Raw genomic sequence first — 13,447 nt, forward strand, 5'->3', positions numbered from 1 at the left:
CCGCTTCGATTTGTTCCGACGCATCCGGCCTGCCGCCCGTTGCCTGTCCGGTCGCCGACTTGCCATCGGCGGCGACAAAGCGCTGCTTGCCCACGGCTGCCGACCAACCGCCACACCATCATGAGGACACCGATGCACATACGAGACTGGCCCGCCGCGGAACGTCCACGCGAGAAGCTGATGGCCCGCGGGGTCGGAGTGCTGTCGGATGCGGAGCTGCTGGCGATCTTCCTGGGCTCGGGCCTGCGCGGCCGCGATGCGGTCACCACCGCGCGCGAACTGCTCGGGATGCATGGCCCGCTGCGGGCGCTGCTCGAGCGCAGCCCGGCGGACCTGGCGAAACTCCCCGGCATCGGCCCGGCGCGCGCCTGCGCGATCGCGGCGGGGCTGGAGCTCGGTCACCGGCAGCTGTCGGCGGAACTGGAGCGTGGTATCGCGCTCAGCGACCCGCAGGCGGCCGGCCGCTACTTCGCCCAGCGGTTGCGCGGACTGCCGCACGAGGTGTTCGCGGTGCTGTTTCTGGACACCCGGCATCGCGCGATCGCGTTCGAGGAACTGTTCCGCGGCACGATCGACGGCGCCGAGGTGCATCCGCGCGAAGTGGTGCGGCGCGCGCTGGCGCACAACGCGGCGGCGGTGATCGTCGGCCACAACCACCCGAGCGGAAACCCGGAGCCCAGCGCCGCCGACCGCGCGGTGACCGCCCGGCTCAAGCAGGCATTGGCGCTGGTGGACCTGCGCCTGCTGGATCATTTCGTGATCGCCGACGGCCCGCCGGTCTCGCTGGCCGCACGCGGCTGGGTGTGATGGCAGGAGTCATACGGGGCCGTACTGATGACGCAGGCCAGGCTCCGGATGCACAAAGGCCGGCCGATCACACGCTCATCGGCCGGTCCCGATGGCGCGTCGTATCGCGATCGGCGCACGCGACCGGATCCACTACAACTGGAACGCCACCGAACGCACCACGCCTTCGACGATATCGCGTGGCCAGGAAGGCGGACGCAACACATAGGATCGCGCCTGGCCGGATTGGCGCTCGAACCACTGCGCAAACCCGCGGATCTCGGCGCTCCCGTAGAACGCCGTCGTCAGCTCGTAATTCAGGAACAGGCTGCGCCCGTCCAGATTGACCGAACCGCACAGCGCCACGGCCTCATCCACGATCACCAGCTTGGCGTGCGCCATGCGCGGCGACAGGCGGATGACCGCGCCGGCGGCGGCGAGTTCGCGCAATGCCCGCTCGCGCGCCCAGTCCGCCAGACGATGGTTGGACCAGCGTGGCATCAGCAAGGTGACCCGGATCCCGCGCCGGCAGGCAATCGCAAGCGCCTGCAGCAGCGCGTCGTCGGGGACGAAATACGGCGTTGCCAGGGCTATTCGGACCTGCGCCTGGTACACGGCCGTCAGCAGGAATGCGTAGACAGTGTCGTCGGCGCGGTCCGGGCCGCTCGGAATGAGTTGTACGGGGATGGAGTCAGTGCAGACCGGTTGCGTGGAACCGTTTCCCGTCTCCTCCGGTCCGGACAACAGCGGCTGCCCGGCCTCCACGCGACCGCCGGCCAGCCGCCAGTCCTGCCCGAACACGCTGCATGCATCCGTGGCCAGCGCGCCGTCGACGACGAAGCTCAGGTCGTCCCACGCCGGCGCCGCCGGACCGCCGGTGAAGTACTCGGCGGCGATGTTGCGCCCACCGCTCCACAGTCGCCGACCGTCGGCAATGGCCAGCTTGCGGTGGTTGCGTAGATTGCTGCGCCCGCGCACCGGGTTGTGCAGCATCGGCATGAACCAGCGCAGCGCGATGCCGCCGGCAACCAGCCGCCGACGCAGGCCGCGCGGGGTTCTCTGGCTGCCGATCGCATCCAGCAATACCCGCACGCGCACGCCACGTGTCGCACTGGCCAGCAGCGCATCGCCAACGCGCCGACCCACGCTGTCGTCGGCAAAAACGAAGGTGCACAGATCCAGCCGTTCCTGCGCGCCCGCGATCAGCGCCAGCAATGCATCCAGCGCGGCTGGCCCGTCCGCCAGCAGCACCACGCGGCGATTCGCACACGCTGCCGGCAGCGACAGCCCGGCGGTGAGTTGCCGTGCCCACGGCGGCGCGGACGACGCACCCGTGCCGGCGCCCAATCCCGGGAGGCCGGGGCCATGCACCGGGCGCACCATCTTGCGGGTCCCGAACAGCAGGAACAGCGGCACCCCCGCATACGGGAACGCCACCATCGCCAGCACCCAAGCGATGGCGGCGGACGGATGCCGTCTCTGCCGGCCGATTCGCGTCGCCAGCACATAGGCCAACAATCCGATGGTGGCCGCGGCCAGATGCGCAGTCGCGAAAAAGCTGAACATTCCAGGCATTGGCAACTCCCCGAACGGGTGGTGATCCACGCGGACTGTGGTGTGCGCATTCGCGCTTGCCGCGAAGTCCGCGACAATCAAAGGCACGGCAATCAACGGCGATGACGGTCAGCGACCACTGTCGGGATCGCGCGACCTCGCCAACAGCCGGGCAAGCAGCGCGATCTGCTCCTGCTGCTGGACCAGCAGCATCTGGATCTGTTCGCTGCGCAACTGGTCCAGAAAGCTCTTGGCAAACCATCGTTGGGCTGCGTGGTCCTGGGCAACTTTGCGGGTCATGGGCTGGCTCCTGTGTGGGTGGCTCGAAACCTGCTGCCGGGATAGCACGGCACGCGGTTCTTCCCCGGTGAAGGACGGCACGACCTCGCATTGGAAACGGCTCGCCGGAACCGGGCGGGCGGTTCCCGCTCGGCGCGACCGGCGGCGGCGTGAGCGCATTTTCGATTCCTGCCGCCATCCGGACGATGGGTCCGGAAGCAGGTAAAATGCCCGGTTCCGTAGCATCTGCCGAGCCCTCGTGAAAGCCACCCTCCATGCCCTGGTCACGCAAGCCGTCGACGCCCTGCGTTGCGCCGGCACCCTGCCGGCCGACCTCGAAACCCCCGATTTCGTGATCGAGCGTCCCAAGACCCGGGCCCAGGGCGACTTCTCGACCAACGCGGCGATGCTGCTGGCTAAACACGCCGGCAGGAGCGGAACCAAAACGAATCCGCGCGCGGTGGCGCAGGCCATCGTCGATGCCCTGCCCGCCAACCGCGATATCGCGAAGATCGAGATCGCCGGGCCGGGTTTCATCAACTTCCACGTCGATGAAAGCGCCTGGCGCCGCCAGCTGGGCGAGCTGTTCGCCCGCGGCGAAGCGTACGGCCGCAACGACAGCGGTCGCGGCCACCGCGCCGGCGTCGAGTACGTGTCGGCCAACCCGACCGGACCACTGCATGTCGGCCACGGCCGCGCGGCGGTGATCGGCGACTGCATCGCCCGCGTGCTGGCCGCCAACGGCTGGGACGTGGCGCGCGAGTTCTACTACAACGACGCCGGCGTGCAGATCGAGAACCTCGCCCTGTCGGTACAGGCACGCGCACGCGGCATCGCGCCCGACGACGCCGGCTGGCCCGAGAACGGCTACCGCGGCGACTACATCGCCGATGTCGCCCAGGCGTACCTGGACGGCGCATCGGTGGAACTGGATGGCCAGACCGTCGCCGGCGCGAACGACCCCGACGACCTCGACGCGATCCGCCGCTTCGCCGTAGCGTGGTTGCGCCGTGAACAGAACGGCGATCTGGAGGCGTACGGCGTCGGCTTCGACGTGTACTTCCTGGAAAGCTCGCTGTACTCCGACGGCAAGGTCGAGGAAACCGTCGCCACGCTGACCGCCAACGGCCACACCTACGAGGAAGGCGGCGCCCTGTGGCTGCGCAGCACCGATTTCGGTGACGACAAGGACCGCGTGATGCGCAAGTCCGACGGCACCTACACCTACTTCGTGCCCGACGTCGCCTACCACCTGAGCAAATGGCAGCGCGGCTACGAGCGCGCGATCACCGAACTGGGCGCCGACCACCACGGCTCGCTGGCGCGCGTGCGTGCCGGCCTGCAGGCGCTGGATGCCGGCATCCCGCAGGGCTGGCCGGAGTACGTGCTGCACCAGATGGTCACGGTGATGCGCGGCGGCGAGGAGGTGAAGCTCTCCAAGCGCGCCGGCAGCTACCTGACCTTGCGCGACCTGGTCGACGAGGCCGGCCGCGACGCGACCCGCTGGTTCCTGGTCGCGCGCAAGCCCGATTCGCAGCTGACCTTCGACATCGACCTGGCCCGCAGCCAGTCGCTCGACAATCCGGTCTACTACGTGCAGGTCTCGCACGCGCGGATGTGCGGGCTGATGCGCCAGCTGACCGAGCGCGGCCTGTCGTTCGACCGCGAGGCCGGCCTGCAACTGCCGCTGGAAGACGACGCGGCGACCCACGAACTGGTCGTCACCGTGCTGCGCTACCCGGACGTGGTCGCGACCGCCGGACGTGACCTGGAACCGCACCAGCTGGCCGCGTACCTGCTGGAACTGGCGCAGACGTTCCAGTCGTATTACAACGACCACCAGTTCCTGGTCGACGATGCCGACCAGCGCAACGCGCGGCTGGTACTGGCGATGGCGACCCGCCAGGTGTTGGCGAACGGTCTCGAACTGCTGGGCGTCAGCGCCCCCGAGGTGATGTAAGTGGCAGCACGGCGCGGCAAGTCCCAGGCACGACGCAACCAAAGCAACAACGGCCTGCCCGGCTGGGCATGGATGGTGCTGGGCATCGTGCTGACCATCGCGGTCATCCTGTTGATGCCGAAGCTGTTGAAGTCCGACGGCGACGGTTTCTTCCGCCCGCAGCCCAACCCGGATGCACAACCGGCCCCGGTGGCCGCGGGCGAGGAAGACATCGGCATCACCCGGCCCGGCTCGGCCAATACGCCTGCGGTGCCCGCCGGCGAAGCCCCGAAATACGACTTCTACACTTTGTTGCCGGGCAAGGAAGTGGCCGTCAGCGACGCCGAACTGGCCGCCACCGAACGCGCCGAGGCACAGCGTGCCGAAGCCCAGCGCGCGGCCGCCCTGCTGCGCGGCGAGCAACCGGCGCGCGCCGATCTGCCAACGCCCCATCCGGATGCGGCCGACCTCGCGCTGCCGCGGCCGGTTGCGGTCGAGCCGACCCCGGCCGCGACTCCGGCCCCTGTCAGCGCCGCCCCCACATCGGCGGCCAGCACAACCGCCACCGCCGCGACCCGACCCGAGGACAACCCGGCCACGGCAGCCGGCCTGGGCGACGGCAGCCGTTACCTGTTGCAGGCCGGTGCGTTCCAGGCCTCCGGCCCGGCCGAGGAATTGAAGGCGCGCATCGCGATGATCGGCCTCAGTGCGCGGGTCGAGTCGGCCCAGATCAACGGCAACACGGTCTACCGCGTGCGCATGGGGCCGTACGGGACCGCCAGCGACCTCGCCGATGCCAAGCGCAAGCTCGCCAACAGCGGCATGGCCGCGATGGCGATCAAGGTCCAGTAGCCGTTGGTGTAGAGTTCCGGCCCGCGCGGTGCGTCAGCTGCCGCGCTTGAGCTTGATCAGCACCGAGGTGTCGGAATCGCCGTGGCCGTGGTCGACCAGGTTGGTGTAGTCGGCCAACGCCAGTTCCAGGGTCTGCAGGCGGATCGCCGCCTCGCGCGCGATGTCCTGCACGATGCGCAGGTCCTTCAGCATGTGGGCGCTCTTGAAACCGGGCGCGAACTCGCCGCGCAGCATCGAGGCGCCGCGCTTGTCGAGGAACCAGTTGCCGGCCGCGCCCGCCATCAGGGTCGGCAACAACCGCTCCGGGTCAAGGCCCAGCTTCTCGCCCAGCGCGAGGCCCTCGCACACCGCCTCGTTGATACCGGCAACCAGCACCTGGTTGACCGCCTTGGTCGCCTGGCCGGCACCGGTCGCGCCCATGTGGCTGATCCGGCTGGCGTAGGCCTCCAGTACGGGGCGCACCTTGTCGACCGACGCCTCCTCGCCACCGGCCATCACCGACAGCTTGCCGTTGCGCGCGCCCTCCACGCCGCCCGACACCGGCGCGTCGACGAAGCCAATCCCCTGCGCCTGCAACGTCGCCGCGGCGCGGCGGGCGGTCTGCACCGACACGGTGGAGTGGTCGACCACCACCGACCCCGGCCGGAGCACCTGCGCCAGCGCATTGACGTTTTCCAGCACGTCGGCATCGAGCGACACGCACAGCGCGACCACGTCGCAGTCGGCGAAGTTGTCATGCGAGCGCGCGGCGCGCACTTCCAGCTCGGCGGCCAGCGCATCGGCCTTCGCCTGGGTGCGGTTGCCGACCGCGGTCAGCAGACCGCGCGCATGCAGGTAACGCGCCATCGGCGCGCCCATCGCGCCCAGGCCGATGAATCCGGCTTTCATGTGATTGCCCATGCAGTTCCTCGTGCCCTCGACGGGCGTTGATTTCAATGGCAACGTTGAAAGAGTGCCGTCATCCCCGCAAAAGCGGGGACCCACTGACGTCCGGCCTTTGAAGACCAAAGATTCCGGGTTGCCGTATTCGCGGGATGACGGGTTGGAGGTACTTGATCGGCGTTGCTTTCAATACATCTTCAGCCGCCAGTACGGCGTGCAGGGCCCAACCCGGCTCCGTCAACACCGGGCGGCGGCCCGCATCAATCCATGCCGGTCATGTCAGCGGCTCATCGCTGAGGTAGGTGTAACCGGTCAGGCCGGCTTCCAGCGCGGCGTTCAGGCGATCGGCCTCATCGGCCGGCAGGCCGGCGGCGGCGACCTTGGCGCGGTAGTTCGCGCGCAGCTCATCGAGCTTGTAGCCGACGTAGTCGAGCATCACGTCGGTGGTGTCGCCGCGACGCTGCTGGACCAGCTCGTAACCATCGCCGGTCAGCCGGACCGCGACCGCGTCGGTGTCGCCGAACAGGTTGTGGATGTCGCCGAGAATTTCCTGGTAGGCGCCGACCAGGAAGAAGCCGAGCCGGTAGCTCTCGCCGGGATTGAGCGAGTGGATCGGCATCGAGGTGTCCAGCGTCTCGTTGCCGACATAGGTGTCGATGCGGCCGTCGGAGTCGCAGGTCAGGTCGGCGATCACGCCGCGCCGCTGCGGCGCCTCGTCCAGCCGCTCGATCGGCATGATCGGGAACACCTGCTGGATCGCCCACACGTCGGGCATCGACTCGAACACGCTGAAGTTGACGAAGTACTTGTCGACCAGCCGCTGGTTGAGCTCATCCAGCACCGCCTGATGGCTCTTCTCGCCGGCGCTGAGGCGCTCGCGCACGCCGTGGGCGATCAGGTAGAACAGGTCGTCGATGCGGGCGCGGTGGGCCAGGTCGATCTGGCCGAGCGCGTAGGCGGTCAGGCCCTCGTTGTGGAAGTGCACGGCCTCGTGGAACAGCTCGACCGCCGGGCGCGCGTCCAGCTCGGCGTGGATGCCGCGCAGGTGGCGGATCACCGCCGGTTCGTCGTCGTGCAGGTCCGGCACGCGGCCCTCGGGCGCGGGCTCCACCTCGGACACGTTGGCCACCAGCACCGCGTGGTGCGCGGTCATCGCGCGGCCGCATTCGGTGACGATCCGCGGCGGCGTGAGGCCGTGCTCGGCGCAGGCCTCGGCCAGCGGCTGGACGATGTTGGAGGCGTACTGCTGCACGCCGTAGTTGATCGAGTAGTAGCTGCGCGAGCGGGTGCCCTCGTAGTCGATCCCGAGGCCGCCGCCGACGTCCATGTAGCGCACGTTCGCGCCCAGCTTCGACAGCTCGATCAGGTAGCGCGTGGCTTCGCGCATGCCGCTGGCGATGTCGCGCACGTTGGAGATCTGCGAACCCATGTGGAAATGCAGCAGGCCCAGGCAGTCGGTCATACCGGTGTCGCGCAGGCACTTCCACAGGTCCAGCACCTGGCGCGGGGTCAGGCCGAACTTGGCCTTGTCGCCGCCGCTGTTCTGCCATTTGCCCGCGCCGAGGCTGGCCAGGCGCATGCGCACGCCCAGGCCCGGCTTCACGCCCAGCGCCTTCGACTCTTCCATCACCAGCGCCAGCTCGGACGGCTTCTCGATGACGATGAAGGTCTCCATCCCGAGCTTGCGGCCGATCAGCGCCAGGCGGATGTACTCGCGGTCCTTGTAGCCGTTGCAGACGATCAGCCCGCCCGGCCGGCTCAGCGCCAGCACCGCCATCAGCTCCGGCTTGCTGCCGGCCTCCAGCCCGAAACCCTCGCCGTGGTGCGAGGCCAGGGTGCCCGCGACACCTTCGTGCTGGTTGACCTTGATCGGGTACACCGCGGTGTAGCCGCCGGCATAGTCCGCCTCCGCCATCGCCTGCACGAACGCGCCCTGCAGCTTGCCCAGCCGGTCGCCGAGGATGTCCGGGAAACGCACCAGCAGCGGCAGCTTGGCGCCGTTGGCGCGCGCCTGGTCGACCACCTCCGGCAGCGCCACCGCCGGACCGTTGGCGCCCGTCGGCCGCACGGTCACCCGGCCGGCGTCGTCGACGTCGAAATACCCTTCGCTCCAATGCGGGATCGAATAGGTCTTGCGGGCCTGATCCAGCGACCAGTGGGACATCGGCTTGCTACCGGCAGTGTGGGGACGGGCATTCTATCGTTCCCGGTGCGCCGCCCGGTGAGCAGGCCACCGGAACCCGGCTCATTGACAGTCGATACCGCCGCGTTCGCTACAATCCGCACCCCTCCCGGAGCGATCCCGCCGCAGCATCGCGGCAATCGCTCCGCCTGACCGCCTGCCGACTGTGGCTCACTACGCTGGACGAACTGCAATGACCTCCAATACGACCTGGCACTACGAGAACTTCGAGCCGTCCGGCTCGGCGATCGGTTACCGCATCACCCGCAAGCTGGACGAGGTGCAGTCGCCGTTCCAGAAGATCGAGATCTTCGAGACGACCGACTGGGGCAACCTGATGCTGATCGACGGCGCGGTGATGCTGACCTCGCGCGACAACTTCCTGTATCACGAGATGATGTCGCACCCGGCGCTGTTCACCCACCCCGATCCGAAGCAGGTGGTGATCATCGGCGGCGGCGACTGCGGCACGCTGCGCGAGGTGCTCAAGCACCCCGGCGTGGAGCGTGCGGTGCAGTGCGACATCGACGAGCAGGTCACCCGGATGGCGGAGAAGTACTTCCCCGAGCTGTGCGATTCCAACAACGATCCGCGTGCGGAACTGCTGTTCGACGACGGCATTGCGTACATGGCCAACGCCGCGCCCAACAGCCTGGACGTGGTGATCGTCGACTCGACCGATCCGGTCGGCCCGGCGGAAGGGCTGTTCAACAAGGCGTTCTTCGAGTCCTGCTTCCGGGCGTTGAAGGACGACGGCATCCTGGTGCAGCAGTCCGAGTCGCCGCTGGTGCTGTTGGACCTGATCAAGGCGATGCGCGCGGAGATGGGCAAGGCCGGTTTCACGACGTTCCAGACCCTGCCGTTCCCGCAGCCGTGCTATCCGACCGGCTGGTGGAGCTGCACCTTGGCGCGCAAGGGACAGGGTTTCGATTTCCGCCAGGACGATGCGCGGGCGCGCCCGTTCAAGTCCCGCTACTACAGTGCCGATATCCATCTGGGTGCCATGCATTTGCCCCCGTTCGTGGCCGAAGCGCTGGGCGAGTGAACCGGTAACGCGGGACGCGCGCCGACCGGCGGCGGGTGGCGGGCGGCCGGGGATGCAGGCACCTCCGGCTCATCGATCCATCCAGGGGAAGCACATGTCCACTTGCCTGTCGCGGTGCACCGTCATGGCGCTGGCGCTGGCCATGTGGCTGGTCGGTTTTCCCGTGACCGCACAGGAACGGCCGGACGGGCGCGCGCCGAAGACCGGGCTGGCGCACGTTTTCGACCGCCAACTGCAGCGCTTCCAGAGCGGGCAGTTCGACTCGCTCGACGCGGCAAACCTGCAGCAGGAGCTGGACCAACTGCGGGCGTCGCTGCCCACCGGCGATACATTGCGCGAGCTGGATTTCCGCGCGGTGCAGTGTGCGCACACGCTCCGGCAGGATCCTGTCGCCGCGTTGAAGGTTGTCGAGCAGGCGCTCCTCCGGGCCAGACGCGTGGATGCGGCTGAAATCCAGGTTCGCCTGTTGCTATGTGCCGGTCTGGCACGCGGCATCTCGCAGACACCGGCGGATGCCTTGACCGACTTTGACCAGGCCATCTCGCTGGCTCGCGCAGCCGGCCTCCAGGCCGCCCTCGGCGACAGCCTCGCGCAACGAGGGTCACTGCACTCGCTGCAGGGCGAACAGGCACATGCGCTGCTCGACTTCCTTGCTGCGCAGAACCATTACCGCATCGCGGGCAAGAACGCCCTGGCCGAGGCAAACCTGATCAACATCGCCACCGTGTACCGCCGCATGGGCGAATACGCGAAGGCCGGTGAGTATCTGCGCCAAACCCGCGAGGCCGCCTTGCGCGGCGGCAAGTGGACCGAGCTGTTCACGGCGCTGATGCAGTTGGGATTCCTGCACGACGATACCCATCAGCCGCAACAGGCCGAACAGACCTTCACCCAGGCACTGGAAATCGCCAGCGAGCGAACCGGCATGCGCCAGGATCAGGGATTCGCCCGGATCGGTCTGGCGACGGCCATGATCAACCAGCAGCGCTACCGCGAGGGCCTGGTCGTGCTGGATCAGGCCGTTGCCGATTTGACCTCGATCGACGACACCAGCAGCGCCGGCGACCTCCAGTTGTTGCGCGGCATCGCGGTAGCCGGCATGGGCAACCATTACCGTGCCTTGGAGCACTACGGGCAGGCACTCGCCGAACTGCAGCGCAGCGGCAACCAGCGTTATCTCGCGCGCCTCTATCGAGCCCGCGCCGACAGTCACGAAGCGCTGGGCAACGATGCCGGGGCGCTCGCCGACTACAAGCAGTACACCGCCCTGCGCGAAACGCTGACCGAGAACATGCGCAGCGAGCAGACTGCGGTGTTGCGCCAGCAGTTCGACGCCAGCCGCCGGGACATGGAAAACCGCCGTCTACTGGCCGATCAGCAAGCACGCGAGCAACAGTTGCAGGCGTTGATGCGGATGCGGCATTGGCAATGGGTCGCCATCGGACTGGCCGGACTGTTGCTGGCGGTACTGGGAGCACTTGCCGCACGTCAGCTCGGCAGACTGCGCCGGCTGCGGGTACTGGCCATGACCGACCCCTTGACCGGCGTCGCCAACCGTCGCCGGGTCGAACGCATGGGCAACGAGGCGATTGCCCATGCCCGTGAGCGATCCAGGGCGTTGTGCGTCCTGAGTCTGGATGTCGATCACTTCAAGAAGGTCAACGATGGCTTCGGCCATGCCGTCGGCGATGAGGTACTGGTGCGAGTCGCAAAGACATGCGCTTCCGCACTGCGGCAATTCGACCTGCTGGGACGCGTGGGCGGCGAGGAGTTCCTTGTGGTGCTTCCTGATACCCGACTGGAACAAGCGGTGGAGGTCGCCGAGCGGTTGCGCCAGGGTGTCGAGTCTTTGCGGTTCCAGGAACCCGCGACGGAGCTGCGGGCCTCGATCAGCCTCGGCCTGACTGCGCTGCGCGACGAGGACCACGACCTGGCGGCACTCGCGCAACGCGCCGACGTCGCCCTCTATCGGGCCAAGGCCGGCGGACGAAACCGGACCGAGGTCGAGCCCTGAGCCGATCGCAACATGGCGAGTGCAACCACCGGCGAACTCACCACCCGACACCTAACCGGCCGGGCCTTCCGCCTCCGGAGTCGACGGAGTCGATGGAGTCGTCGGGGGCGGTTCCGGTACGTCTCCGCCCACGGCGTCCACCGCACTGCGCTGGCCGGCGACTTCCAGATCCGGCCAGCGCCGTGGCCGGACCGTCACCTCGCCGCGGCGCAACGCCTCGCGCACCGCCATCTCCGGTCCGTGGAACATCACTGACGCCGCTTCGCTCCAGGAGCCCGCGCGCCGCGCGTGGACCTGGCAGCCAACTGCCCACTCCTGGCCCAGGTCGCACAGCAGCGCGTCCTCGACGCCATCGCGGTCGAGGTCGCGCATGACCACCACGCAATCCGCGCCGGGCTGCAGGCAACCGCCGGCCGGGATTTTCTGCGCGATCAGAGCCTCCCACCAGTCTTCCGGCGGTGCGGCACCGGCCACGGCAATCAGCGCCCGCGCGGCTGCCACATCTCGGACCGCGGTGCGGCGCAGCTCGTCTTCGCCAGCGAACTGATCAAACCGGTGCTGGCGCGCGATGGCGCGCTCGATGCGCTTCGACAGTTCGGTATCGGTCGTCACCAGCTGCTCGGACTGCAGGCCGACGAGGGCGCGATACCCGGCGCGGCCCGCATCGAAGCGCAGGTAGTCGACATCGAAATCCGCCGGTTTGGTCACCCCCGACAGCAGCCGCTCGACCTGGCTGGCGGTGGCCAGGCGGTGCGGATCCAGCACCGGCGAGTTGGCCGCCAGTGCCAGCGCGATGGCCAGCAACGAGACCGCCACATTCACCGGCTCCAGCCGTCGCAACCACGCCCCGCCACGCCACAGTGCCGCCCACGCATAGCCGAAGGCGTGCGCGGCCAGGATCACGGCTGCCACCACCGCCCACAGCCGCTCGGCGGTCCAGCCGTATTGCGCGATCCGCAGCCACAGCGCGTAGCCGGCCAGCACGGCGAACACCGGCAGGCTCGCCAGCCCGGCCGACACCAGCCAGCGCAGCCACGCCGGATACGGCGGCGGGTGCCGGCCGTCCTGATAGACCGCGTTGGTGAACAGCACCATCGCCGCCACCAGCAGCATCAGCACCATCGCCGCCGAGCGCGTGGCCCACAACGGCTGCAGCCCGGTGAACGGCAGGCTGGCGACAAACAGCAAGGCCACCAGCGCCAGCACCGGCAACAGGCCGGTGAAGGTGGCGAACAACAGACGCCGCATCAGCTGGATCGGCCGCTTCTCGCTGCGGCCGAGCAGCACGCCCAGCCCGGCAAAGGTGCCCGTGGCGAGGTAGACGAAGGGCTCCTGCCGGAACAGATCGGCGAACCAGTCGATCCCGATCAGCTTGAACAGGCCCGCCCACAGCATCAGCACCAGCCAGCAGATGCCGGTGAACGCCAGCATGACCAGCAAGGTCAGCGCGTTCTGCCAGGCATGGTCGAACAGGTCGAGGTAGGGCGCACACCAGCGGCCGTGCTGCAGCCGGCATTGCAGATAGGGCACGGCGATGAACAGCGCCACCGCCAGGCTCGCCCCGAACGGCGCCAGCACCTGCTGCGCCTGCAACGCCGGCGCGCCCGTCACGCTGTGACCCGCCCACCACGCCAGACCAAGGAACACCACCGTCAGCAACGCCGTGTGCTGCCAGAACCGCGCCTCGTCCAGCCGCCGCACCGACAACGCCATCGCGGTCGGCACCGACAGCACCAGCGTGTACCAGCAGACCCGGCCATCGAGCCCGGCGAGCCAGCCCCAGCCCTGCTCGCTGCCGGTCGACAGCAGCCACAATGCCAGCCCCTGCAGCATCGCCAACAGGACGATGAAGCCGCGCACCTCGCGCGGCAGCGGCGCGTCCCCTACATCCGACAAGGGATTCGATGCGGGCCT

At 68.5% G+C, this 13,447-nt stretch carries 10 protein-coding genes; 5 read left to right on the forward strand and 5 right to left on the reverse strand.

From position 1 onward, the window contains the following. Positions 1-132: 132 nt before the first annotated feature. Complete coding sequence (gene radC, locus N792_RS09390) at positions 133-807, forward strand: RadC family protein (RefSeq protein ID WP_036194425.1); 675 nt, start codon at positions 133-135, stop codon at positions 805-807. A 132-nt stretch (positions 808-939) separates the two neighbouring features. Here the strand turns inward: radC and N792_RS09395 are convergent, their stop codons facing one another. Further along, positions 940-2,352, reverse strand: a complete 1,413-nt coding sequence (locus N792_RS09395) for a phospholipase D-like domain-containing protein (RefSeq protein ID WP_198025588.1) — start codon at positions 2,350-2,352, stop codon at positions 940-942. 117 nt (positions 2,353-2,469) lie between these two features. Further along, a complete protein-coding gene (locus N792_RS14015) occupies positions 2,470-2,640 on the reverse strand; it encodes a hypothetical protein (protein WP_156969368.1) in 171 nt (56 codons plus the stop codon). 238 nt (positions 2,641-2,878) lie between these two features. Here N792_RS14015 and argS point away from each other — a divergent pair, with 238 nt between their 5' ends. Together argS and N792_RS09405 are read left to right on the forward strand one after the other, a co-directional pair. Next, the gene (gene argS / locus N792_RS09400; protein WP_036194427.1) at positions 2,879-4,579 is read left to right on the forward strand and encodes an arginine--tRNA ligase; all 1,701 of its coding nucleotides are present in this window, start codon (positions 2,879-2,881) and stop codon (positions 4,577-4,579) included. Then, positions 4,580-5,410 carry an SPOR domain-containing protein gene (locus N792_RS09405; protein ID WP_036194429.1) on the forward strand — a complete coding sequence of 277 codons (831 nt, stop codon included), beginning with the start codon at positions 4,580-4,582 and terminating at the stop codon, positions 5,408-5,410. Positions 5,411-5,443: 33 nt separating this feature from the next. Here the strand turns inward: N792_RS09405 and N792_RS09410 are convergent, their stop codons facing one another. After that, positions 5,444-6,298: an NAD(P)-dependent oxidoreductase gene (locus tag N792_RS09410; RefSeq protein ID WP_036194665.1), complete on the reverse strand. Its 855-nt coding sequence runs from the start codon at positions 6,296-6,298 to the stop codon at positions 5,444-5,446. 268 nt (positions 6,299-6,566) lie between these two features. Then, on the reverse strand, positions 6,567-8,456 hold the full coding sequence (gene speA, locus N792_RS09415; RefSeq protein ID WP_036194430.1) for an arginine decarboxylase: 1,890 nt from the start codon (positions 8,454-8,456) through the stop codon (positions 6,567-6,569). A gap of 211 nt (positions 8,457-8,667) precedes the next feature. Here speA and speE point away from each other — a divergent pair, with 211 nt between their 5' ends. Together speE and N792_RS09425 are read left to right on the forward strand one after the other, a co-directional pair. After that, positions 8,668-9,519, forward strand: a complete 852-nt coding sequence (gene speE, locus N792_RS09420) for a polyamine aminopropyltransferase (protein ID WP_036194431.1) — start codon at positions 8,668-8,670, stop codon at positions 9,517-9,519. A gap of 94 nt (positions 9,520-9,613) precedes the next feature. Next, entirely contained in the window at positions 9,614-11,533 is a 1,920-nt protein-coding gene (locus N792_RS09425) for a diguanylate cyclase (protein ID WP_191150481.1), read from the forward strand. Positions 11,534-11,584: 51 nt separating this feature from the next. Here the strand turns inward: N792_RS09425 and N792_RS09430 are convergent, their stop codons facing one another. After that, the gene (locus N792_RS09430; RefSeq protein WP_224743881.1) at positions 11,585-13,429 is read right to left on the reverse strand and encodes a DUF4153 domain-containing protein; all 1,845 of its coding nucleotides are present in this window, start codon (positions 13,427-13,429) and stop codon (positions 11,585-11,587) included. Between the last annotated feature and the right edge of the window lie 18 nt (positions 13,430-13,447).

It is taken from the genome of Lysobacter concretionis Ko07 = DSM 16239, from assembly GCF_000768345.1.
GTDB lineage: Bacteria > Pseudomonadota > Gammaproteobacteria > Xanthomonadales > Xanthomonadaceae > Novilysobacter > Novilysobacter concretionis.